Consider the following 21,935-nt stretch of genomic DNA (forward strand, 5'->3'; position numbering starts at 1 on the left):
CCGATATGCCATGCCGGATTGACCACGGCGCGCCGTTCTAACCACCCGGTCTTGACGGACCCGGCAGGATCGTCTGGTGACGGTCGATCTGCGCGGGGTGACCACGGTGTTGCTGCCCGGTACGGGGTCCGACGACGACTACGTCTACCGGGCGTTCTCCCCCGCGCTGCACGCCGTCGGCGCCGTCGTGGTGACCCCGACGCCGCGACCCGAGCAGCTGGTCGCCGGCTACCACGACGCCCTCGACCAGGCCGCGGCCGCGGGACCCCTCGCCGTCGGCGGGGTGTCGATCGGTGCAGCGGTGGCGGTCGAGTGGGCGCTGGTGCATCCCGGCGCCGCGGTGGCGGTGTTCGCCGCGCTGCCGGCGTGGTCGGGTTCGCCGGTCACCGCCCCGGCGGCGATGACGGCCCGGTACTCGGCGCACGTGCTGCGCCGCGACGGGCTGGTGGCGGCGACCGCGGAGATGCGGAACTCGAGCCCGCGCTGGCTCGCCGACGAGCTGACCCGGTCGTGGGCGGGTCAGTGGCCAGCGCTGCCGGACGCGATGGACGAAGCCGCCGCTTACGTCGCCCCGACCCGCGCCGAACTCCAGGCACTCACCGCCCCGCTCGGCGTCGTGGCCGCCTCCGACGATCCTGTCCACCCGATCGAGGTGGCGCTGGAATGGGTGTCGGCGGCGCCGCGGGCCGCGCTGCGCACGGTCACGCTCGACGAGATGGGCGCCGATCCGTCCGTGCTGGGCGCGGCGGGCGTGGCGGCCGTGCTCGAGGCTGCCGGCGTCAGCCGCCGGTGATCGTGCGCAGCTGCTGCATCGCCGAACCCTGGGCGCTGCGGCGCGCGTCGGGCTGCGGCGCCTGCTGCTGTTGCTGCTGAGCCTGCTGCATGGCCTGGCGCTGCTGGGCCTGCTGCTCGGCGGCGGCGCGCAACTGGGCGGCCATCGGCTCGGGCAGGTCCACCGGCAGCGGCGTGCGCACCGGCAGCGGGGTTTCGCCGCGGCGCACAACGGTGTCGCGGAGCGCGTCGCGCACCTCTGCGGTGAGCGCCTCGATGTTCTCCGACAGGCCGTTGGCCACGCACCGGATCATCCAGCGGTAGCCGTCGATCCCGATGAACCGCGCGACCCCGGCCGCCGTGCCGACCACCTCGCGACCCCACGGACCGTCCTCGATGACGACCGACGCACCGTCCTTGCGCAACGATTCGGCGAGCTCGCCGGCGACCTCACGCCACAAACCGGTCGATTTGGGCGCCGCGTACGCCGCGACGGTGAAGCGCCCGTTGCGGGTGACGACCCACACGGCGCTCGGCACGCCGGTCTCGGTGAGCTCGACCTGCACCTGCCCGCCCGCGGGCATCGGAATCAGCACCGAACCCAGGTCGAGGCGTCCCTCGGCGGCCACCGCCGGATCGTCGAAGTCCTCGATGTCGTACGGCCCGTCGAGGTCGTCGGCGTCCTGACCGCCGTCGGCGGGTGCGGAGGTCGGCCCGGACGTCTCGGTCACCCCGCCGCCGTCGTTGTCGTCGTCGTTGTCGATTCTGTGCTTACCGAATGCCATTTATAAACTCGCATGTCCGCCGGAGGATCCGTGGCCGCCTGCGCCACGGGTGGTGTCGGCCAGTCCGGCTTCGTCGAACGACGTCACCTCGACCAGCTCGGGTAGTTCGACCCGCTGCACCAGCAGCTGGGCGATGCGGTCCCCGCGACGGATGACGATCGGCGTGCGCGGATCGAGGTTGATCAGCGAAATCTTGATCTCCCCCCGATAGCCCGCATCGATCGTCCCTGGGCTGTTGACGATCGAAAGGCCAACGCGCGCAGCCAGTCCCGACCGCGGATGAACCAGGCCCACCATCCCGTGCGGGATCGCCACGGCGACGCCCGTGGGCACGAGTGCCCGTTCGCCGGGACCCAGTTCGACGTCGGAGGCGCTGAAGAGATCGACGCCTGCGTCGCCGTCATGGGCCCGGGTGGGCATCGGCAGCTCGCGGTCCAGCCGCACGACCGCCAGGAAGGTGGACACGACGTACGAGATTACTCTGATCCGCATGTCGGACACGCGCGCAGCCACCGAAACGGTGCGTTATCGGGAGCGGCTCTCGGTGCCGTGGTGGTGGTGGCTGCCCGGACTCGGGCTGGCCGCGGTGATCGCCTACGAGGTCAACCTGGGCATCGAGGGGCTGCCGGACTGGCTGCCGTACGCGGTGCTGCTGCCGGTCGCGGCCGTGGTCCTGACGTGGTTCGGCCGGGCGGAGGTGCGGGTGGTCGGCGGACCACAGGACGACGCACAGCTGTGGGTCGGCCCCGCGCACCTGCCCGTCAGCGTCATCGAACGCACAGCGGAGGTACCCAAGACCGCGAAGTCGGCGGCCCTGGGTCGCCAGCTCGACCCGGCCGCCTACGTCGTGCACCGGGCGTGGGTGGGCACGATGGTCCTACTGGTCCTCGACGATCCCGACGACCCCACCCCCTACTGGCTGGTCAGCACCCGCCATCCCGACAAGGTGCTGGCCGCGCTGGGTCGCTGACGATCGGCCCGGAAGGTTCTCCGAAGGCTCAGGCCGCGCAGTCCGAGCAGATCATCATGCCGTTCTTCTCGCTGGCCAGCCGGCTGCGGTGGTGCACGAGAAAGCAGCTCGAGCAGGTGAACTCGTCGGCCTGCTTGGGCACGACGCGCACCGAGAGCTCCTCACCGGACAGGTCCGCGCCCGGCAGCTCGAAGTTCTCCGCGGTCTCGGATTCATCGACGTCGACGACCGCCGACTGCGCCTCGTTCCGCCGCGCCTTCAGTTCTTCTAGTGAGTCCTCGGAGACGTCGTCGGTCTCCGTACGCCGTGGGGCGTCGTAATCGGTAGCCATCGTGCCGTCCCCTCCGAAAAATCCTTGCACCGTGGTCTTGCAGCAGTGCTTTGTACCAGCGTCGAACGCTTTCCCCAAACGATTCGTGCCCGGAAAGCACTCCGACCGTCTGTGATTTACATCACAGTATGGGTTCGGCCTCGCCCCTACGCATCGTCACCTTGGCTTTAGAGTGTCGGGGTGGTCGCACACATCACCGAAGGCACCGCGTTCGACAGGAACGGTCGCCCCTTCCGCCGGCGCAACTATCTGCCCGGAATCCTGACCATCGCGGCCCTCGCGGTGGTGTCGATGGTGGTGTGGGTCATCGCGCTCAACCAGCAACCGGAGGTGCCCGTCGCAGCGGTGTGCAATCAGCCCCCGCCCGCGCCCGCCACGGGACCGCCCCCGCCGCCGCTCGGCAAGCAGGTGCCGCGGGAGGAGATGGCGGGAATCATGCCGGCGAAGCTGGTCGACACGCGGATCCGGGTGCTCAACGCCAGCGGTCAGGGCGGTCAGGCCGGTGAGATCGCCGGTGAGCTGCGCGACCTCGGATTCGAGGCACCCGAAGCCGCCAACGATCCGATCTACACCAGTGTGCGCCTCGAATGTCAGGGGCAGATCCGCTTCGGACCCTCGGGGCGGGCGGCCGCGGCCGCGGTCTGGCTGGTCGCACCGTGCACCGAGCTGTTCGAGGACGAACGGCCCGACGCCACCGTCGATCTGGCCATCGGCACCGACTTCGCCGAGCTGAGCAGCGGCGACGACATCGAGGCCGTGCTGACCAGCCTGCGCCCGGACGCCACCGCACCCGCCGACGCCGCGACCATCACCCGCATCCACACCGGCACCTGCTGACCGTCACCGCACGCCGACGCGGCCCAACAGGTCTTCGAAGGCATCGGCGACACCCGGCGCCGCGGCCGTGACCAGCCCGTCGCCGCCGACCGCACCGGCAGGCACCGGCAGTCGCACCCGTGCACCCGCCTCCGCGGCGATCAGCGCACCGGCCGCCCAGTCCCAGACGTTGACGCCGTCCTCGTAGTACACGTCCAGCCGGCCCGCGGCCACCATGCACAGATCCAGCGCACACGACCCGATCCGGCGCACGTCTCGGACGTGGGGCAGCACGCCCAGCAGAATCTCGGCCTGTTCGCGGCGCCGCTGCGGCGCGTAGGCGAAGCCGGTGCCCAACAGCGCCAGCGACAGGTCCCCGGCGGCACTGCAGCGCAGCGGCGTCGCCGCGCCCCCCGCGGTCACCGACGCCCCGTCTCCGCGGGCGGCGGAGTACACCACCCCGTTGGCGACGTCGGCGACCGCGCCGGCCACCGATTCACCGTCGCGCTGCACGGCCACCGACACCGCGTAGGCCCAGATGTCGTAGACGAAGTTCACGGTCCCGTCGATCGGATCGAGCACCCAGGTGAGCTGGCCGGCTGCCGCATCGGCCGTGCCACCCTCCTCCTCACCGAGGATCTGGTCACCCGGCCGCAGCTCCGCCAGCCGCTCCCGCAGCAGCCGCTCGGTCTCGGTGTCGACGACGGTGACCGGATCGGTCGGCGTGCTCTTCACCGCGACGGCGTCGTCGGCGGTGGCCGCGGCCGCGGGGCCGAACACCTCGCCGCGGCGGCGGCGGACGAACGCCGCCGCATCCGTCGCCAACTGCTCGGCCACCGCCCGCAGCGCCCGTGGATCGTCACCGTCTGCCGTGCCGTCGCTCATATCCACGATCGCACCATGCCGGCCGCGAAATGTCTGCGGTGAGGTGACCGACACCCCCGCGCGGGAAGTGGTCAGCCACTAGGGTGGCTAGCGCGTACCCGCCGGGTCGATCTGTCTGAGGAGCGCCATGACCGCCACCGATTCACCCGTCGCCGAGCCCGCCGCGGAGGGTCGGCCCCCGCGCCAGGGATTCGGAATCGACGTGGGCGGCAGCGGCGTCAAGGGTGGCATCGTCGATCTGGACACCGGCGCACTGGTCGGAGACCGGTTCAAACTGCCCACCCCTCAGCCGGCCACGCCCGACGCGGTGGCCAAGACGATCGCCGCGGTGGTCAAGGAATTCGGCTGGACCGGCAAGCTCGGCGTCACCTATCCCGGTGTGGTCACCCACGGTGTCGTCCACACCGCGGCCAACGTCGACAAATCGTGGCTCGGCGTCAACGCCCGCGACATCTACACCGCTGCCCTCGACGGTCAGCCGGTCACGGTGCTCAACGACGCCGACGCGGCCGGACTCGCCGAGGAGCGCTACGGCGCGGGTAAGGACAACACCGGGGTCATCGTGCTGCTGACCTTCGGCACCGGCATCGGATCCGCGGTGATCCACAACGGGATCCTGCTGCCGAATACGGAATTCGGGCACCTGGAGGTCGGCGGCAAGGAGGCCGAGCACCGCGCGGCGTCGTCGGTCAAGGAGCGCAAGGACTGGAGCTACCAGCGGTGGACCGTCGAGGTCTCCAAGGTGCTCGTCGCGATCGAGAACGCCATCTGGCCGGACCTGTTCATCGCCGGGGGCGGTATCAGCCGCAAGGCCGACAAGTGGGTGCCGCTGCTGACCAACCGCATCCCGGTCGTGGCCGCGGCACTGCAGAACACCGCCGGAATCGTGGGTGCGGCGATGGCCGCCGAGGTCGACGTCACCGCTACCAACCGGTAACCCCGCATCGACCCGCCCGGATTCGGCGCACGGCGCGGCACCACTCCACTCTGTCGTTACAATGGTCTGCGGCGGCCGCCAAACCGAATAGCGGCAGATATCCCGAGTTAGAGATAACGCCAGTATTCGACACAGCCGATGTTTTCGGTGGTGCCCATCCCCGCCCAGGTGAGGGATTCACGGGTGCCCACCGGATCATGCGAGACCGAAAGGGTGTACGTGGCAGTCACAAAGCCAAGCCCGGCAACCGAAGAGCCGGTGAAGCGCACCGCCACCAAGACTCCCGCGAAGAAGACGGCGGCCAAGACCGCTGCGAAGTCCGCGAACGGAGCGGCGCCCGCCAAGCGGGCCGCCAAGGGCACCGCCACGAAGCGTGCCGCGAAATCGACCGGTCCCGCGGCCCGCGGCCGCGCCAAGAAGTCGACCGCGCCGGAAGCAGGCGCCGAGGGCGTCGTCGACGAGGATCTGGACTCGTCCGACGACCTCGAGGCCGAACCCGGCGACGACCTGGAGACCATCGAGACCGACGACATCGAGCTCGACGATCTCGACACCGACGACGAGGAACCGGCCGCCGCCGCCGCACCCGCCAAGGGCGTGGTGATCGCCGCGCCGGCCACCGACGACGAGGAGATCGCCGAGCCGTCCGAGAAGGACAAGGCCTCCGGCGACTTCGTCTGGGACGAGGAGGAGTCCGAGGCGCTGCGACAGGCCCGCAAGGACGCCGAGCTCACCGCCTCCGCCGACTCCGTCCGCGCCTACCTCAAGCAGATCGGCAAGGTCGCGCTGCTCAACGCGGAGGAGGAGGTCGAACTCGCCAAGCGCATCGAGGCCGGCCTGTTCGCCACCCAGAAGCTCGCCGAACTCGCCGAGAAGGGCGAGAAGCTGCCCGTGCAGCAGCGCCGCGACATGCAGTGGATCTGCCGCGACGGCGACCGCGCGAAGAACCACCTGCTCGAGGCCAACCTGCGCCTGGTGGTGTCGCTGGCCAAGCGCTACACCGGCCGCGGCATGGCGTTCCTGGACCTCATCCAGGAGGGCAACCTCGGTCTGATCCGCGCCGTCGAGAAGTTCGACTACACCAAGGGCTACAAGTTCTCCACGTACGCCACGTGGTGGATCCGGCAGGCCATCACCCGCGCGATGGCCGACCAGGCCCGCACCATCCGCATCCCGGTGCACATGGTCGAGGTCATCAACAAGCTCGGCCGCATCCAGCGTGAGCTGCTCCAGGATCTGGGCCGCGAGCCCACTCCGGAGGAGCTCGCCAAGGAGATGGACATCACGCCCGAGAAGGTGCTGGAGATCCAGCAGTACGCCCGTGAGCCGATCTCGCTGGACCAGACGATCGGCGACGAGGGTGATTCGCAACTCGGCGACTTCATCGAGGACAGCGAGGCGGTCGTCGCCGTCGACGCGGTGAGCTTCACCCTGCTGCAGGATCAGCTGCAGTCGGTGCTCGAGACCCTCTCCGAGCGCGAGGCCGGCGTGGTGCGGCTGCGGTTCGGCCTCACCGACGGTCAGCCCCGCACCCTCGACGAGATCGGTCAGGTCTACGGCGTCACGCGCGAGCGGATCCGTCAGATCGAGTCCAAGACGATGAGCAAGCTGCGCCACCCGAGCCGGTCTCAGGTGCTGCGCGACTATCTCGACTAGAAACGCACCAAGCGCCGTCCAAGAATTGTTCAAGGCGGATCACTTACTGTCGCTCCCATGGGACGACCTCTTCCACCGGTGATCCGGGCAGTCGATCGAATGCGAGCGGGGCCGCCTGCGCAGGTGGTCCGGGCCGTCGACAAGATCCGGGCCGGGCTGTCTCGGCTGCACCGCTCGACGGCACCGGGCAACATCGCCCTGCTCGAGCTGGCAACCGGCGCGTGGACCACGGCCGCCCTGTACTCGGCGGCTCGCTTGGGCATCGCCGACCAGCTCGCCGCGGGTCCCGCCGCGGCCAAGGACGTCGCCGCACGCGTCGGCGCGGATGCGGACGGGGTCTATCGCCTGATGCGGGCGCTGACCGCGCGCGGGGTGCTCGAGCACCGCGCCGACGGCCGGTTCGCGCTCACCCGGGTCGGGCAGGCGCTGCGCTCGGACGCCGACGGCTCGCTGCGCGACCTGGTGCTGTTCATCGGCCACCCGATTCGCTGGGCGGACTGGGGCAACCTCGAACACTCGGTGCGCACCGGTGCGACCGCGTTCGCCGAGCGGCACGGGGCGGGGTTCTTCTCCTACCTCGAGACCGACCCTGAATTCGCCGAGGTGTTCAACCGTGCGATGACGGCGAGCAGCGGGCTGGCCGATGAGGCCGCGCTGCGCCGTTACGACTTCTCCGGATTCCGGCTGATCGTCGACGTCGGTGGCGGCCACGGCGCGATCCTGTCCACGATCCTGCGTAGCGCCCCCGAGGCGCGCGGCGTCCTGTTCGACCTGCCGTCGGTGGTGCAGGACGCGGAGCCGACGTTCACTGCCGCAGGCGTCGCACACCGCGCATCGACGGTCGGCAGGTCGTTCATGGAGTCGGTGCCCGACGGCGGCGATGCCTATGTGATGAAGAACATCATCCACGACTGGCAGGACGACGATGCGGTGCGCATCCTGCGCAACATCCGCACCGCGATCGATGCCCGCGGCAAACTCCTGCTCTTGGAGATGGTGCTTCCCGAGCGCGCCGACTCGTTCGTCGGGCACCTGCTCGACCTGGAGATGCTGGTGGCCGCCGGCGGCCGGGAGCGCACCCGGGCCGAGTACGCGAATCTCCTGATACGCAGCGGATTTCGACTTACCCGCGTGATCGACACGGTGACCCCGCTGTCGATCATCGAAGCAGAGCCGGCCTGATGGCCGACCGGGTCTGCATCGGATCCGATTCGGAATACGAAGCGGTCGTTGGCTATTCGCGCGCCGTCCGGGTCGGCCCTGCCATCGCCGTGGCGGGCACCGTCGGCAGCGGACCGGACGCGGCGAGCCAGACCCGGGATGCGCTGCGTCGCATCGGCGTCGCCCTGGAGCAGGCGGGGGCGTCGTTGTCCGATGTGGTGCGCACCCGGATCTACGTCACCGACATCTCGTTGTGGCGCGAGGTGGGTGCAGTCCACGCCGAGGTCTTCGGCGACATCCGTCCGGTCACCGCGATGGTCGAGGTGGCCGCGCTCATCTCCCCCGCCTACGTCGTCGAGATCGAGGCCGACGCCTACTGCAGCGGAGCGAAGGAGCCGTCCGGTCCGGGCCGGTAGGGCGTGACATCGGTCACCGCCGCGGCGGGCAGCGGTCCGTACAGGTGCGGGAAGCGCATCGACTCCGGATCGTCGGCGACTCCGGGCTCCCAGCGGACCGGATCGGTCAACCGCTGCGGATCCACGTGGAGCAGAACGAGATCCGTGCGTCCACGGAAGAGCCGGTTGGCCGGCAGATGCACTTGTCCGGGGGTCGACAGGTGGACGAAACCGACCTCGTCGAGCGATGCGGGACGGTGTTCGCCGAGGGCTGAGCTCGCAGCCCACTCAGCCGCTCCACACACGTGTACAAACAAAGGTGATTTAAGTGTCGAATCCGGGTACATAGCTCTAGCCTGACGGGCCAGCTACTCGGGATGACGTGAGACACGACACACCGGTGAACGCCCAGGGAACAAGGCCGGAACCGAATACGTCTGACAGAGTGGAGATACGCGGCGAGGGCGAACCGCCCGGACTGTCGTACGAAGGAATGGAGGAGTCATGACCGCAACTCTGACCAGTCCCGAATTGACCCGGGCTGATCGCTGCGACCGCTGCGGAGCGGCCGCGCGTGTGCGTGCCAAGTTGCCCTCCGGTTTCGAGCTGTTGTTCTGCCAACATCACGCCAACGAACACGAGGCGAAGCTGATCGAATCAGCGGCCGTGCTCGAAGTGAGCCCGGCGGAGTAGTAGCGCCACACCGGCAATCAGTCATTTCACGCGTTACCGCCGAGCATCGGTAATGCTGGTCTGGTAATGACAGATCAGTCAGGGCGGGTAGCGCAATCGCGTCACCACATTTGGCCCATCATTCGACGTACCTTGTCGAAGAGTTGGGACGACTCGATTTTCTCCGAGTCGGCTCAGGCCGCTTTCTGGTGCGCGTTGTCGCTACCGCCCTTGCTGCTCGGCATGCTCGGCAGCCTGGCCTACGTGGCGCCGCTGTTCGGGGCCGACGTGCTGCCGACGATCGAGAACCAGCTGGTCCGCACCGCGAACAGCTTCTTCTCGTCCAACGTCGTCAACGAGATCATCGAACCCACCGTGCGCGACATCATTCTGGGCGCGCGCGGCGAGGTGGTCTCGCTCGGGTTCGTGATCTCGCTGTGGGCCGGCTCGTCGGCAATCTCGGCGTTCGTCGATTCGATCGTCGAGGCCCACGACCAGACCCCGCTCCGGCATCCGGTCCGGCAGCGGTTCTACGCGCTCGGCCTCTACGTCGTGATGCTGGTCTTCGCCATCGTCGCCGCGCCCCTATTGGTGCTGGGTCCGCGCCAGGTCGCCAAGATCATCCCGGACGACTGGGACAACCTGCTCCGGTTCGGCTACTGGCCGACCCTGTTCATCAGCCTTGCGATCGCCATCAACATCCTGTTCCGGGTGTCACTGCCGAAACCGCTGCCCTCGCACCGGTTGATCGCGGGTTCGGTGCTGGCGACGGTGGTCTTCCTCGTCGCGACCCTCGGCCTGCGGGTGTATCTGCAGTGGATCACCAGCACCGGCTACACCTATGGGGCGCTGGCGACGCCGATCGCCTTTTTGCTGTTCGCGTTCTTCCTCGGCTTCGCGATCATGATCGGGGCGGAGTTGAACGCCGCGATCGAAGAGGAGTGGCCGGCACCGCTGACCCATGCGCACCGCGTGCGCGGTTGGCTCGGTGCGCGCGCGGCGGTGGCGACCGCCAAGGCGCCGGATGCGGCGCCCGCGCCCGACCGACCCGCTACTTCTTGAGCGATTCGTAGATCCGCTTGCAGTCCGGGCACACCGGCGAACCCGGCTTGGCCGACTTCGTCACCGGGAAGACCTCACCGCACAGCGCGACGACGTGCGTTCCCATGACCGCGCTCTCGGCGATCTTGTCCTTCTTCACGTAGTGGAAGAACTTCGGACGGTCGCTGTCGGACCCGTCGTCGAGCCGTTCGTCGGTGTCCGGGCGCTCGATGGTCTGCGTCTCCATGCGCCTATTGTGCCCGGCCATTGATCGGTAAGAAATGTCACCGGCACAGCTGCCCGTGGTTGTGGAACAGTGGAGGTATGAAACACGGCCCCGAGCTGGGTTTCGACGACGAGGGTCGGCCCGTTCTGATCACCCGCGCCGCACCCGCCCATGAAGAGCAGCATCGCCAGCGCGTCCGTAAGTATCTGACGCTGATGTCCATCCGCATCCCCGCGCTGGTGCTGGCGGCCGTCGCCTACAACATCTGGGAGAACGGCCTGATCTCGCTGGCAATCGTGGCGGTCTCCATTCCGCTGCCGTGGATGGCCGTGCTGATCGCCAACGACCGCCCCCCGCGCCGCGCGGAAGAGCCCCGCCGCTTCGACAACCGGCAGCGCATCCCGTTGTTCCCGACGGCCGAACAGCAGGCGATCGACGGGCACGTCGAGATCATCCCGCAACCTGGCGAGAACGAGCGCGAGTACGACGGTCCGCGCTGATCCCCGCACCACATCTCAGGACATTCTCAGGTCGTCACCGAAAAACCGCTGATCAATACGTGTGAAGCGGGGAACGGCTGGGAACTACTGACGGCACTTGGACGTTGAAGCTCATGACAGTTCGAGCCAGTCAGGAGGCCGTCATGGCAAATGCCACCACAAGCCGCATCGACAGCGATCTGGACGCGCAGAGTCCCGCCGCTGATCTGGTACGCGTCTATCTGAACGGCATCGGCAAGACCGCTCTGCTGAACGCCGCGGATGAGGTGGAACTCGCCAAGCGGATCGAAGCCGGGCTCTACGCCCAGCATCTGCTGAACACCCGCAAGCGGCTCGGCGAGACCCGCAAGCGGGAACTGGGCGCGATCGTCCGCGACGGCGAGGCGGCCCGCAGGCACCTGCTGGAGGCCAACCTGCGCCTGGTGGTGTCGCTGGCCAAGCGCTACACCGGTCGCGGGATGCCGCTGCTCGACCTGATCCAAGAGGGCAACCTCGGCCTGATCCGGGCCATGGAGAAGTTCGACTACACCAAGGGCTTCAAGTTCTCTACCTACGCGACGTGGTGGATCCGGCAGGCCATCACACGCGGTATGGCCGATCAGAGCCGCACGATCCGGCTGCCCGTGCACCTCGTCGAACAGGTGAACAAGCTCGCCCGCATCAAGCGCGAAATGCACCAGAACCTCGGTCGGGAGGCGACCGACGAGGAACTGGCCGCCGAATCAGGCATTCCGGTGGAGAAGATCACCGATCTGCTCGAGCACAGCCGCGACCCGGTGAGCCTGGACATGCCGGTCGGCAGCGATGAGGAGGCGCCGCTCGGCGACTTCATCGAGGATGCCGAGGCGATGTCGGCCGAGAACGCCGTCATCTCCGAGCTGCTGCACACCGACATCCGCCACGTGCTGGCCACGCTCGACGAGCGGGAGCAGCAGGTGATCCGGTTGCGGTTCGGCCTCGACGACGGCCAGCCGCGCACCCTCGATCAGATCGGCAAGCTCTTCGGGCTGTCCCGCGAGCGGGTCCGCCAGATCGAGCGTGAGGTGATGGCGAAGCTGCGCAACGGCGAGCGCGCGGACCGGCTACGCTCCTACGCCAGCTAGAACTCCTGACGACAAGGGCTCGCCGGTCACCCGGCGGGCCCTTGTCGTGGTCGGGGCGGGCGCCGACCACGACCGTGTCGCCCCGATGAGACACCGCAGAAGATGCGGGTCACCCGGTAGACTCGTGCCGGGCAACAGGGTCTTGAGAGGCGCCGAATGAACGATCTGATCGATACCACCGAGATGTACCTGCGGACGATTTACGACCTCGAGGAAGAGGGCGTCATCCCGCTGCGTGCACGCATCGCCGAGCGGCTCGATCAGAGCGGCCCGACGGTCAGCCAGACGGTGTCGCGGATGGAACGCGACGGGCTGCTGCACGTCGCCGGCGACCGGCACCTCGAACTCACCGACAAGGGCCGTTCGCTGGCTGTCGCCGTCATGCGCAAACACCGGCTGGCCGAGCGCCTCCTGGTCGACGTCATCGGCCTGCCGTGGGAAGAGGTGCACGCCGAGGCCTGCCGCTGGGAACACGTGATGAGCGAAGACGTCGAACGCCGGCTCGTGAAGGTCCTCGACAACCCCACCACCTCCCCCTTCGGCAACCCGATCCCCGGCCTGACCGAACTCGGCCTCGACGCCGCCGCGCGCGAAGAGACCCTCAACCTCGTCCGGCTCACCGAGCTGCCCTCCGGGATGCCGGTGGCTGTGGTCGTGCGTCAGCTGACCGAACACGTCCAGGGCGACGCCGAGCTGATCGCCCGACTCAAGGACGCGGGCGTGGTGCCCAATGCCCGTGTCACCGTGGAGGCCGTCGACCACGGCGGTGTGCTGATCGTCATCCCCGGCCACGAACAGGTCGAACTCCCCCACCACATGGCCCACGCCGTCAAGGTCGAAAAGGTCTGACGGCCCGGCTCAGCCGGCACGGCGCCGGAAGCGGCGCCGCTGCGGGAGCGTCACACCCAGCTGATCGGCCAGCCGGTACCCGGTGACCGCCAGCTCGCGGATGCTCTCCGGCCGCATCCCCGACTGCAACGCCTGATCCAGCATCCCGGCCATGCGGTGGTCGTCGTCACCGCACAGCGCTGCCTCGAGCGCCACGCCGGCCAGCGGACCGTCGCCGCGCGCGTAGGCGGAGAACGCCAGCAACACCAGGGCCTCGGTGCGCCACGGCAACGGCAGGATCCGCGCCACCGCCGCCCACAACTCCTCGGCCGGCCCGGCGTCCACCCCGACCGCCAGTGCGAAGAGGGTGTCGCGCACCCGCAGGTCACCCAGCGCGAGCCCGACCGCGGCGGCTTCCTCGTCGGTGAGCTGGTGCCCGCGGGCCATCCGCCCCGCCAATGCCACGACGCCCTCCACGGCCGTCCGCGGGTCGACGTCCGTACCGGAATCGGTGTGCGGGGACATCAGCGGCGCGAGCGCCGCGATGCGCGCGGGGTCGATAGCGATGACCGCCTCGAGATCCGAGCGCCGGCGGTAGAGCCGGCGTCCGTCGAGCACCGCCGCCATCGCCAGCGGTGACGCCGCCGGATCGTCCACCAGCCCGCCGCGCCCGCAGCCGTCGGCGCAGTACCAGCGCCCGCCCTCGGCCACCCGATCCACCACGTGCGCGTCGAGCAGCTCGATCCCGGTGCCGGCCAGCGCTTCGGCCAGGTCGTCGGTGAGCTCGCCATGATCGCCGCCCTCGGGATCGACCACCACCGCGATGGCAGCGTGCGGCTGTGCGGCGCCCGCCACGTCGGCCAGATGCGCAACGGCCAGGGCCATCTCCGCGGGGTCGTCGTGCAGGTTGATCCGCAGCACGCACCCCAGCTCACCGCAGTCGACGGTGAGCAATACCAGGGAGTGCTCCGGCGCGAAACCCAGCACCGCGGGCAGGGCGGCGATCAGGGCACCGGGGTTGTCGAGGATCAGATCGGGGAATCGGGATGTCGTCATGGCTCTGACCTTGACGCCCATGGCTGTCAGCGGGAGCGCCGCGCAGACGCGCGGACGGGTGCCTGGGGATGAATCAGCCGCTGGGGATCGGCGGTCAGCCCAGCCCGCGGCGCACGGAGACCACGGCGTCGGCGAACAGCGCGTCGAGCGCGGTGGTGTCCGGATCGGCCACCGGATCGTCGTTCGACAAGGCGGCGATCACCCGGACGTCGTCGATCTGAGCGATCAGCGTGAGCATCCGCACCTCGGGCGTGTCCGCGCGGCGGATCGCCGATTCGGAGGCGAGGCTGTCGTCTGCGTCGACCGGGCGCGGTGGCAGCACCGCGGTCTGGACCGCGCTGACGACCTCGCCTGCGGTGGCGGTGAACGCCGCGCAGCGCAGGATCTGGTTGCGACGCCGGTCGAGATCCTCGTCGGTGCGGACGAGCGCGACGGTGAGGGCGGCACCCGTGCCGGGGTCGACGCCCCGCGCGGCAACGGCCTCGTCGACCGGCGGTGGCGCACAGTCGGTCGGTTCGACGGTCGCACCGGCGGGAATCGCGTCGATGTCCCGCACGGCCTCGGAGGCTCCCTGGGCGTCGAGGATCACCGCCTCGTAGACCGGCGGGAAGGCCGTCGGCGGGACGAGCATCTCGGCGAGCGGTGGCGGTGGCCCCTCGGCGCCCGATCCGCTCCGGGCGGCCCCGTCGACGGTGTGCACGCAGCCGCACAGCACCGCACAGCCGATCGCCACGGTGCCGGCCAAACGTCGCCCCTGCCTGTTGCCCGTCCCGGCCATCGTCCGACATCGTCGCACCGGAGCTGCAGCTCCGGTGTCAGGCGCGCGGCAGCACCTGCGGTGCGGCCCGATTCGCCGGTAGCCGAATCGGGCATCCGGTGGAATGCGGGGCGACGCGCACCGTGTTCGATGAGAGTCGGGCTCGATGTGGCGAGCGACGCAACATAGGCAACACTGGTGTCACGGTCGAGGTGCTTCGGCCCCGTGGTGAGGGAGGCGAACCGAGATGGCAGACAACGACGACAGCCCGGAGCAGTACCAGCCTGATCCGACGGGCATGTACGAGCTGGAGTTCCCGGCGCCGCAGTTGTCGGCGGCCGACGGTCGCGGCCCGGTGCTGGTGCACGCGCTCGAGGGTTTCTCCGATGCGGGGCACGCGATCCGGCTGGCGGCCCAGCACCTCAAGAACAGCCTCGACAGCGAACTGGTCGCCTCGTTCGCGATCGACGAACTCCTGGACTACCGCTCGCGTCGGCCCCTGATGACGTTCAAGACCGACCACTTCACCGCGTACGAGGAGCCGGAGCTCAACCTGTACGCCCTGCACGACACCGTCGGCACGCCGTTCCTGCTGCTGGCCGGCATGGAACCCGATCTGCGCTGGGAGCGTTTCATCACCGCGGTTCGGCTGCTGGCCGAACGGCTGGACGTACGCCAGGTGATCGGTCTCGGCACGATCCCGATGGCGGTGCCGCACACCCGGCCCGTCACGATGACCGCGCACGCCAACAACAAGGAGCTCATCGCCGAGCACACTCCGTGGGTGGGCGAGGTGCAGGTGCCGGCCAGCGTGTCGAATCTGCTCGAGTTCCGGATGGCTCAACACGGTCACGAGGCCGTGGGATACACCGTCCACGTCCCGCACTACCTCGCGCAGACGGCGTATCCGCCCGCCGCCGAGGCGCTCCTCGCCGAGGTGGCCAGGACGGCGTCGCTGCAGATCCCGTTGGCCGCGCTCTCCGAGGCAGGGGCCGAGGTGTACAGCAAGATCAACGAGCAGGTCGAGTCGAGCACCGAGGTCGCTCAGGTGGTGACGGCTCTGGAGCGTCAGTACGATGCGTTCGTTGCGGCTCAGGAGAATCGCTCGCTCCTGGCCCACGACGAGGACCTGCCCAGCGGGGACGAACTCGGCGCGGAGTTCGAACGCTTCCTCGCGCAGCAGACCGGTGAGAAGGACAAAGAGGACCGGTACAAGGACGGCTTCTCCGACGGGGAGGACCGGTCGTGAGCGAGCGCCCCTAGCCGGGCTCGGACAGCCGGCCCGACGATGAGGCTGGCAGAGATGGTTGAGCGCAAGCCGAAGCTGCACACGGTCCGGGATGTCTCACCGACGCTCGAATACCGCACGATCCACGGGTACCGACGCGCGTACCGGATCGCGGGCGAGGGCCCGGCGGTGCTGTTGATCCACGGCATCGGGGACAACTCCACGACGTGGAGCACCGTGCAGACCAAGCTCGCGCAGCGATTCACCGTGATCGCCCCGGACCTCCTCGGCCACGGCAAATCCGACAAACCCCGGGCCGACTACTCGGTGGCGGCCTATGCCAACGGGATGCGTGACCTGCTCAGCGTGCTGGGCATCGAACGCGCGACGGTCATCGGTCACTCGCTCGGCGGCGGGGTCGCCATGCAGTTCGCCTATCAGTTCCCGCAACTGGTCGACCGGTTGGTGTTGGTGGGTGCGGGCGGGGTCACCAAGGACGTCAACGTGGCGCTGCGGATCGCGTCGCTGCCGATGGGCAGTGAGGCGCTGTCGCTGCTGCGGGTGCCTTTCGTGCTGCCCGCCGTCCGGTTGCTGGGCCGCGCGGCGGGGACAGCGTTCGGCTCGACGCGGATGGGCCATGACCTGTCAGAGATGGTGCGCATCCTGGCCGACCTGCCGGAACCGACGGCGAACTCGGCGTTCGCGCGGACGCTGCGGGCGGTGGTCGACTGGCGTGGGCAGGTGGTGACCATGCTGGACCGCTGCTACCTCACCGAATCTGTTCCGGTGCAACTGGTCTGGGGCAGCCATGATTCGGTGATCCCGGCGGCGCACGGTCATCTGGCGCACGCGGCGATGCCGGGGTCGCGACTCGAGATCTTCGAGGGTGCAGGACACTTCCCGTTTCGGGACGACCCCGACCGCTTCGTGGAATTGGTCTGCGATTTCATCGACACCACGCAACCGGCCACCCACGATCAGGAGCTGTTGCGCGAGCTGCTGCGCACGGGCATCAGCGAGGCCGCGATCAGCGGTTCGGCCGACACTCGAGTGGCGGTACTCGACGCCATGGGCACCGACGAGCGCAGCGCGACCTGACCTCTTGGTGATGGGCCGGCAGTACCATCGGCCCCATGGACATCGACGTCGACGTACTCCGCGTGTTCACCGCTCCCGACGGGAGCTTCGGCAACCCACTCGGCGTCGTCGACGCCGCCACGGTCGATCCCGCCGACCGGCAGCGTGTTGCGAACGAATTGGGTTACAGCGAAACGATTTTCGTCGACATCCCGGAACCGGGCGCCGGGACCGCACACCTTCGGATCCACACACCGGTCAAGGAGTTGCCGTTCGCCGGCCACCCGACGGTCGGCGCCTCCTGGTGGCTGCGAGATCGCGGCATCCCGGTCCGCACGTTGCAGGTGCCCGCCGGCATCGTGCAGGTCGCCTACGACGATGACCTGACGGCCGTGAGCGCCCGCTCCAGTTGGGCACCCGAATTCGCGATTCACGACATGGAGTCCGAAGAGGATCTCGCCGAGGCCGATCCGTCCGACTACTCAGACGATGTCCAGCACTATCTGTGGACCTGGATCGACCGAGACGCCGGCCACATCCGCTCCCGGATGTTCGCCCCCAATCTCGGCGTTCCGGAGGACGAGGCCACCGGTGCGGCCGCCGTGCGTATCACCGACTACCTGAGTCGGGACCTCACCATTCTGCAGGGCCGGGGTTCTCTCATCTACACGACCTGGAGCGCGGAGGGCTGGTTACGCATCGCCGGGCGCGTGACCCGCGACGGACACCGCACGCTCCAGTGGTGACGGTGCGGTGCTGCGCTCAGCCCGGGGCGCTGACGTCGCGATGCGCGCGCAGCGCCTCGATCTCGCGCTCGAAATCCGCCGCCGACTCGAACGACCGGTAGACCGAGGCGAATCGGAGGTACGCGACCTCGTCGAGATCCCGCAGCGGACCGAGGATCGCCAGCCCGACCTCGTGGCTGGACACCTCCGGCGAGCCGGTGGCCCGGACGGCGTCCTCGACTTTCTGCGCGAGCACGTTGAGCGCATCGTCGTCGACCTGACGGCCCTGACAGGCTCGCCGCACACCCTTGACGACCTTCTCCCGGCTGAACGGTTCGGTGACGCCGCTGCGCTTGACGACGGCGAGCACGGCCGTCTCGACGGTGGTGAACCGCTTGCCGCACTCCGGGCACGACCGCCTGCGCCGGATGGCCTGACCTTCGTCGGTCTCCCGGCTGTCGACCACGCGCGAATCAGGATGACGACAGAACGGACAGTGCATTCCCGCTCCTTCGCCTTGTCGACAGACCCGCAGTTCGGGCCTCCCCGAGCGTACCTGCGCCGACCCGACGGCGACGACGGCCGTGGCCTGCGCCGCCCGTCGACGCGCACCCGGGGTCACCGCCGAAGCGCCACACCCGGATTCGCTGCCAGCGGCGGAACTCATCCGACCGGCGCGATCAGGGTCTGACCGGTGTCCAGCGCGGCAGAGTCGAGCTGGTTGAGTGTGCGGATCCGCTCGACGACGTCCCCGACCGGGGCGCCCGGCGCCACCCGCTGCGCCACCTGGTGCAGCGACTCCCCGGCCTGCACCTGCACGACCGCCAGCTCCGGCGGGACGCCGGCCTCGGAGCCCTGCACACCGCCAAGTTGCGCGATGAGTCCGAGCCAGACGGTGATACCCGCCGCCACGAGAGCGAGCAGGACGGTCGCGGCCGGGGTGATCGGCCGGCGGCGGTGTGAGGCCCGCGACATCAGCACCCCGGACCCCCGGTGGTGCACCGCAGCACCCGCGGGCCTGCGTGTGGGCGGCCGCCGCCGGGCTGCCGGAACTCGGACCAGCTGTCCGTCCCGCGGCACCATCCGCACCGGTCGCGCCTGCACCGGAGCCATCTCCAGAATCGTCATGCCTTACCCCTTCCGCCGTCGCTCGTGTGTTCGAATCTAGTCGACCATGTGTTCGAACGCTAGAACATGTGATCGAACTGTTGCGAACGCTAGAGCACCCCACCGACAAGTCCGGCGAGTCGCCTGAGCGAGGACCCACGGCCACGACACGCCTCGAACACATGTTTGATCATCGGCCGTGACCCGACTACATTCGTCAGACATGAGCGACGACAGCAGCGACTCACCCAGCGCCGCAGGGCGCCGTAGCACCGGCACCGGGCTGACCGAGCGTCAGCGCACCATCCTCGAGGTCATCCGCGCGTCGGTCACGACCCGCGGCTACCCGCCGAGCATCCGCGAGATCGGCGACGCCGTCGGCCTCACCTCGACCTCCTCGGTGGCCCATCAACTGCGCACGCTGGAGCGGAAGGGGTTCCTGCGCAGGGATCCCAACCGGCCGCGCGCGGTCGACGTCCGCTCGACCGAGGACATGGGCGCACCGCAGGTCACCACCGACGTGGCAGGCAGCGACGCCCTCCCCGAACCGACGTTCGTACCGGTGCTGGGGCGGATCGCCGCCGGCGGCCCCATCCTGGCCGAGGAGGCCGTCGAGGACGTGTTCCCGCTGCCGCGGGAGCTCGTCGGCGAGGGGTCGCTGTTCCTGCTCAAGGTGGTGGGCGAGTCCATGGTCGACGCCGCCATCTGCGACGGCGACTGGGTGGTCGTCCGTCAGCAGAACGTCGCCGACAACGGTGACATCGTGGCCGCCATGATCGACGGAGAGGCCACGGTCAAGACGTTCAAGCGCTCCCGGGGTCAGGTGTGGCTGATGCCGCACAACCCGGCGTTCGACCCGATTCCGGGCAACGACGCCGCGGTGCTCGGCAAGGTGGTGACAGTGATCCGCAAGATCTGAAGCGCCGGGTCAGTCGCCGCGGACAAAACCGTTCGTCCGCGCGAACTCCTCACTGGCGAACCAGATCTCGGCGTCCGCGTCGTCATAGCCATGGCTGCCCGGCACCCAGTACAGCCCCGATCGGGTGTCCGCCTTGACGGGATAGCCCTCCGGCGGGCGGCCCGCGTCAGCCGGCCCGACGTGGATGGCGGTGCGGCCGGGGGTCGGCTCGTCGGGTTCGATCGCGGCGTGGCGGCCACTCGGTGCGTCCTCGACGAACATGGGCGCAGCGGCCACCGACTCGTCCTCGGTCTGGATCCGCGTCGGAGCGGTGTCCACTGAGTCGGGATCCTCGTCGGGTTCGGCCCCACCGACCGCGTGGTCGTCGGTGCCGTCCTCCGGGGACGGCTCCTCGCGCATGCTCCACAGATCGGTCTCGTCGGGCTCGCGGCGGTCGGGATTGCCGAACAGCTCGGGCGCGGGCGCGTAGTCGTCGAAGCGGTCGGCGCCGTGGTCGCCGGTTTCGGTGCCGTCCGGCGGGACGTCCGCAGCCATGGGCGCGTACGGCCCGTCCTCTTCTTGGACATACGGCGTGCGGTCTGCCGGGGCGCCGAAGGGGTCGTCGTCGAACGGGCGGTTGTCGCGGTGGGCGCGACGGCGGCCCATCACCGCCGCGCCGGTGGCCAGCCCGGCGAGGATCAGGATCGGGATCAGCGCGAGAAGCCACCAGCGGTTCCACTGCACGCCGTCGTCGTCGGCCTGAGGCGTGGGCCCCGGCGTGTTCTGCGGGACGTCTGTGCCTGGCACCTCGAGCCCGGCGAGCTGACCGGCCAGATTCGCCGGCTCGGTGGTGAACTTCCCGGTCCCCCGATCGTAGGTCAACACCCCTCCGCTGAAGCGCTGGGTGGTCACCGAGCCGTTCTCGGTGGCGTCGGCGACCGGCGCGCCCAGCGGGCCCCTGGCGGCGTCCAGCTTCTGCCAGGCCGCATTCATCGCACCCCGGACGATCACCGGCCCGTAATCGGGCGTCCAGAAGATCACCGGCCGATCCTCGGCGGCGAACGAGCTGACGCGGCTGTTGGAGCCCAGGCCGCCGTCGGTCTCGCTGCTCGTCGGGAATCCGAGCACACCCTCGGGCCCGCCCACGCTCTCGTACTTTTCCAGCACCTGCCCGGTCACCACGTTGGCGCCGGTCTCGGGGGTGTAGAAGATCTTGCCGCCGGTGAAGTTCTGGCCCACCCCGTCGTCGCCGATCGGGTACTGCGAACCGTCGGCGGCGCCCAGCGGACCGAGCGCACCGCCCGCCGCGCGGCGGGCCGCGGCGATCGCCGACGTCGCATCCGAGGGAACGTCGACGTCGCCGAGCTGACCGGCGAGTTCAGGTGGCACCGTCGTGAACGTCTTGTCCTTGCGGTTCCACGAGATCTCGCCACCGGTGAACCGCTGCGACACCACGTCGCCGCGGTACACCTCGTCCTCGGCGGGCACCCCGAGCTGACCCGCCGAACCGCCGAGCCTGTCCCACGCAGCGTTGATCGCACCGCGCACCACACGGGCGCCGGTCGCCGGCGTCCAGAAGATCACCGGTTTGTCCGCTGCCGAGAACGTGACGTTGCGGCTGTCGGGGCCCACCCGGCCGGGACCTTCGTCCATGGTGGGAAAACCCAGATCGCTGTCGGCGGGACCGCCGAGCGATTCGTACTTCTCGAGGACGGCGCCTTGCATGAAGTGCGCCCCCGTGTCCGGGGTGAAGAACATCTTGCCGGCCGCGAAGTTCTGACCGAAGCCGTCACCGACGGGATAGACGTCGCCCTCGCGCACGCCCAGCGGTCCGGTCGGTCCCCCGCTGGCGTCGTAGCCGGCTGTGATCGCGGCGTTGGCGTCGCCGATGGGGTCGGCCGCGGCGGCAGGCGCCAGCAGCAGCCCCGCCGCCATGACCGCCACACCGGTGGTCAACCGGCCCAACGCCGTGCACAGCAGGGTCAGTCGCCTGCTCATCGAACCTCCCGT

28 protein-coding genes are annotated in these 21,935 nt (G+C 69.3%); 16 read left to right on the plus strand and 12 right to left on the minus strand.

Features of this window, described 5'->3' with window-relative positions; genetic code table 11:
* Nucleotides 1-76 precede the first annotated feature (76 nt).
* Entirely contained in the window at nt 77-793 is a 717-nt protein-coding gene (locus tag A5757_RS04780; RefSeq protein ID WP_066829190.1) for a thioesterase domain-containing protein, read from the plus strand.
* On the opposite strand, the gene A5757_RS04785 is transcribed toward A5757_RS04780, so the two are convergent.
* Nucleotides 780-1,556 carry a DUF3710 domain-containing protein gene (locus tag A5757_RS04785; protein WP_082929319.1) on the minus strand — a complete coding sequence of 259 codons (777 nt, stop codon included), beginning with the start codon at nt 1,554-1,556 and terminating at the stop codon, nt 780-782. The genes A5757_RS04780 and A5757_RS04785 overlap by 14 nt on opposite strands.
* Complete coding sequence (gene dut / locus A5757_RS04790; protein ID WP_066829193.1) at nt 1,557-2,021, minus strand: dUTP diphosphatase; 465 nt, start codon at nt 2,019-2,021, stop codon at nt 1,557-1,559. It lies immediately after the preceding gene.
* Nucleotides 2,022-2,046: 25 nt separating this feature from the next.
* Here dut and A5757_RS04795 point away from each other — a divergent pair, with 25 nt between their 5' ends.
* Nucleotides 2,047-2,526: a DUF3093 domain-containing protein gene (locus A5757_RS04795; protein WP_066829366.1), complete on the plus strand. Its 480-nt coding sequence runs from the start codon at nt 2,047-2,049 to the stop codon at nt 2,524-2,526.
* A gap of 28 nt (nt 2,527-2,554) precedes the next feature.
* Here the strand turns inward: A5757_RS04795 and A5757_RS04800 are convergent, their stop codons facing one another.
* Nucleotides 2,555-2,857 carry a DUF4193 domain-containing protein gene (locus tag A5757_RS04800; RefSeq protein ID WP_066829195.1) on the minus strand — a complete coding sequence of 101 codons (303 nt, stop codon included), beginning with the start codon at nt 2,855-2,857 and terminating at the stop codon, nt 2,555-2,557.
* Nucleotides 2,858-3,037: 180 nt separating this feature from the next.
* Here A5757_RS04800 and cei point away from each other — a divergent pair, with 180 nt between their 5' ends.
* Nucleotides 3,038-3,694: an envelope integrity protein Cei gene (gene cei, locus A5757_RS04805; protein ID WP_066829198.1), complete on the plus strand. Its 657-nt coding sequence runs from the start codon at nt 3,038-3,040 to the stop codon at nt 3,692-3,694.
* Between the two features lie 3 nt (nt 3,695-3,697).
* On the opposite strand, the gene A5757_RS04810 is transcribed toward cei, so the two are convergent.
* Nucleotides 3,698-4,558 carry an inositol monophosphatase family protein gene (locus A5757_RS04810; RefSeq protein WP_066829201.1) on the minus strand — a complete coding sequence of 287 codons (861 nt, stop codon included), beginning with the start codon at nt 4,556-4,558 and terminating at the stop codon, nt 3,698-3,700.
* A gap of 127 nt (nt 4,559-4,685) precedes the next feature.
* On the opposite strand from A5757_RS04810, the gene ppgK reads away from it, so the two are divergent.
* A complete protein-coding gene (ppgK, locus tag A5757_RS04815) occupies nt 4,686-5,495 on the plus strand; it encodes a polyphosphate--glucose phosphotransferase (protein WP_066829204.1) in 810 nt (269 codons plus the stop codon).
* Between the two features lie 107 nt (nt 5,496-5,602).
* On the opposite strand, the gene A5757_RS23375 is transcribed toward ppgK, so the two are convergent.
* Nucleotides 5,603-5,770 carry a hypothetical protein gene (locus A5757_RS23375; protein ID WP_197497261.1) on the minus strand — a complete coding sequence of 56 codons (168 nt, stop codon included), beginning with the start codon at nt 5,768-5,770 and terminating at the stop codon, nt 5,603-5,605.
* Between A5757_RS23375 and A5757_RS04820 the strand changes: the two genes are divergently transcribed.
* From A5757_RS04820 to A5757_RS04830, 3 genes are read left to right on the plus strand one after another with little or no spacing between them, the layout of a single operon-like run.
* Entirely contained in the window at nt 5,715-7,151 is a 1,437-nt protein-coding gene (locus A5757_RS04820; RefSeq protein ID WP_066829207.1) for an RNA polymerase sigma factor, read from the plus strand. The genes A5757_RS23375 and A5757_RS04820 overlap by 56 nt on opposite strands.
* A gap of 57 nt (nt 7,152-7,208) precedes the next feature.
* A complete protein-coding gene (locus A5757_RS04825) occupies nt 7,209-8,333 on the plus strand; it encodes a methyltransferase (protein ID WP_066829209.1) in 1,125 nt (374 codons plus the stop codon).
* Nucleotides 8,330-8,728, plus strand: coding sequence for a RidA family protein (locus A5757_RS04830; protein ID WP_369815914.1), 399 nt, complete (start codon nt 8,330-8,332; stop codon nt 8,726-8,728). Before A5757_RS04825 ends, A5757_RS04830 begins: the two co-directional genes overlap by 4 nt.
* Here the strand turns inward: A5757_RS04830 and A5757_RS04835 are convergent.
* Entirely contained in the window at nt 8,686-9,054 is a 369-nt protein-coding gene (locus tag A5757_RS04835; RefSeq protein ID WP_066829213.1) for a DUF952 domain-containing protein, read from the minus strand. The two genes, A5757_RS04830 and A5757_RS04835, sit on opposite strands and share 43 nt — an antisense overlap.
* A gap of 157 nt (nt 9,055-9,211) precedes the next feature.
* Here A5757_RS04835 and A5757_RS04840 point away from each other — a divergent pair, with 157 nt between their 5' ends.
* Together A5757_RS04840 and A5757_RS04845 are read left to right on the plus strand one after the other, a co-directional pair.
* Complete coding sequence (locus A5757_RS04840) at nt 9,212-9,400, plus strand: hypothetical protein (protein WP_066829216.1); 189 nt, start codon at nt 9,212-9,214, stop codon at nt 9,398-9,400.
* 66 nt (nt 9,401-9,466) lie between these two features.
* Nucleotides 9,467-10,441, plus strand: coding sequence for a YihY/virulence factor BrkB family protein (locus A5757_RS04845; RefSeq protein WP_066829219.1), 975 nt, complete (start codon nt 9,467-9,469; stop codon nt 10,439-10,441).
* Here A5757_RS04845 and A5757_RS04850 read toward each other — a convergent pair.
* Complete coding sequence (locus A5757_RS04850) at nt 10,431-10,667, minus strand: DUF3039 domain-containing protein (protein WP_066829222.1); 237 nt, start codon at nt 10,665-10,667, stop codon at nt 10,431-10,433. The two genes, A5757_RS04845 and A5757_RS04850, sit on opposite strands and share 11 nt — an antisense overlap.
* Before the next feature lie 77 nt (nt 10,668-10,744).
* Between A5757_RS04850 and A5757_RS04855 the strand changes: the two genes are divergently transcribed.
* The 3 genes from A5757_RS04855 to A5757_RS04865 all read left to right on the plus strand — a co-directional run bounded on the left by A5757_RS04855 (nt 10,745) and on the right by A5757_RS04865 (nt 13,098).
* Nucleotides 10,745-11,146: a DUF3099 domain-containing protein gene (locus tag A5757_RS04855; RefSeq protein WP_197497254.1), complete on the plus strand. Its 402-nt coding sequence runs from the start codon at nt 10,745-10,747 to the stop codon at nt 11,144-11,146.
* A 113-nt stretch (nt 11,147-11,259) separates the two neighbouring features.
* Entirely contained in the window at nt 11,260-12,249 is a 990-nt protein-coding gene (locus A5757_RS04860) for a sigma-70 family RNA polymerase sigma factor (RefSeq protein WP_255360349.1), read from the plus strand.
* 156 nt (nt 12,250-12,405) lie between these two features.
* Nucleotides 12,406-13,098 (plus strand): metal-dependent transcriptional regulator, encoded by a 693-nt coding sequence (locus tag A5757_RS04865; RefSeq protein ID WP_066829234.1) that lies wholly within the window; start codon nt 12,406-12,408, stop codon nt 13,096-13,098.
* A 9-nt stretch (nt 13,099-13,107) separates the two neighbouring features.
* On the opposite strand, the gene A5757_RS04870 is transcribed toward A5757_RS04865, so the two are convergent.
* Entirely contained in the window at nt 13,108-14,133 is a 1,026-nt protein-coding gene (locus A5757_RS04870; RefSeq protein ID WP_066829369.1) for a DUF4192 domain-containing protein, read from the minus strand.
* Nucleotides 14,134-14,227: 94 nt separating this feature from the next.
* On the minus strand, nt 14,228-14,911 hold the full coding sequence (locus A5757_RS04875) for a hypothetical protein (protein ID WP_066829236.1): 684 nt from the start codon (nt 14,909-14,911) through the stop codon (nt 14,228-14,230).
* Between the two features lie 226 nt (nt 14,912-15,137).
* Between A5757_RS04875 and A5757_RS04880 the strand changes: the two genes are divergently transcribed.
* The 3 genes from A5757_RS04880 to A5757_RS04890 are packed head-to-tail and all read left to right on the plus strand — an operon-like array spanning nt 15,138 to nt 17,941.
* The gene (locus tag A5757_RS04880) at nt 15,138-16,139 is read left to right on the plus strand and encodes a proteasome assembly chaperone family protein (RefSeq protein ID WP_066829239.1); all 1,002 of its coding nucleotides are present in this window, start codon (nt 15,138-15,140) and stop codon (nt 16,137-16,139) included.
* A 54-nt stretch (nt 16,140-16,193) separates the two neighbouring features.
* Nucleotides 16,194-17,216, plus strand: coding sequence for an alpha/beta fold hydrolase (locus A5757_RS04885; RefSeq protein WP_066829242.1), 1,023 nt, complete (start codon nt 16,194-16,196; stop codon nt 17,214-17,216).
* A gap of 35 nt (nt 17,217-17,251) precedes the next feature.
* On the plus strand, nt 17,252-17,941 hold the full coding sequence (locus tag A5757_RS04890) for a PhzF family phenazine biosynthesis protein (protein ID WP_066829245.1): 690 nt from the start codon (nt 17,252-17,254) through the stop codon (nt 17,939-17,941).
* A 16-nt stretch (nt 17,942-17,957) separates the two neighbouring features.
* Here A5757_RS04890 and nrdR read toward each other — a convergent pair whose 3' ends face one another.
* Together nrdR and A5757_RS04900 are read right to left on the minus strand one after the other, a co-directional pair.
* Complete coding sequence (nrdR, locus tag A5757_RS04895; protein WP_066829247.1) at nt 17,958-18,422, minus strand: transcriptional regulator NrdR; 465 nt, start codon at nt 18,420-18,422, stop codon at nt 17,958-17,960.
* 161 nt (nt 18,423-18,583) lie between these two features.
* Nucleotides 18,584-19,048, minus strand: a complete 465-nt coding sequence (locus A5757_RS04900) for a LysM peptidoglycan-binding domain-containing protein (protein WP_066829250.1) — start codon at nt 19,046-19,048, stop codon at nt 18,584-18,586.
* A gap of 202 nt (nt 19,049-19,250) precedes the next feature.
* On the opposite strand from A5757_RS04900, the gene lexA reads away from it, so the two are divergent.
* Nucleotides 19,251-19,946 carry a transcriptional repressor LexA gene (lexA, locus tag A5757_RS04905; RefSeq protein WP_066829252.1) on the plus strand — a complete coding sequence of 232 codons (696 nt, stop codon included), beginning with the start codon at nt 19,251-19,253 and terminating at the stop codon, nt 19,944-19,946.
* Between the two features lie 9 nt (nt 19,947-19,955).
* Here the strand turns inward: lexA and A5757_RS04910 are convergent, their stop codons facing one another.
* Nucleotides 19,956-21,923, minus strand: coding sequence for an LGFP repeat-containing protein (locus A5757_RS04910; RefSeq protein ID WP_066829255.1), 1,968 nt, complete (start codon nt 21,921-21,923; stop codon nt 19,956-19,958).
* Between the last annotated feature and the right edge of the window lie 12 nt (nt 21,924-21,935).

Source organism: Mycobacterium sp. 852013-51886_SCH5428379 (assembly GCF_001665575.1).
Lineage (GTDB): Bacteria > Actinomycetota > Actinomycetes > Mycobacteriales > Mycobacteriaceae > Mycobacterium.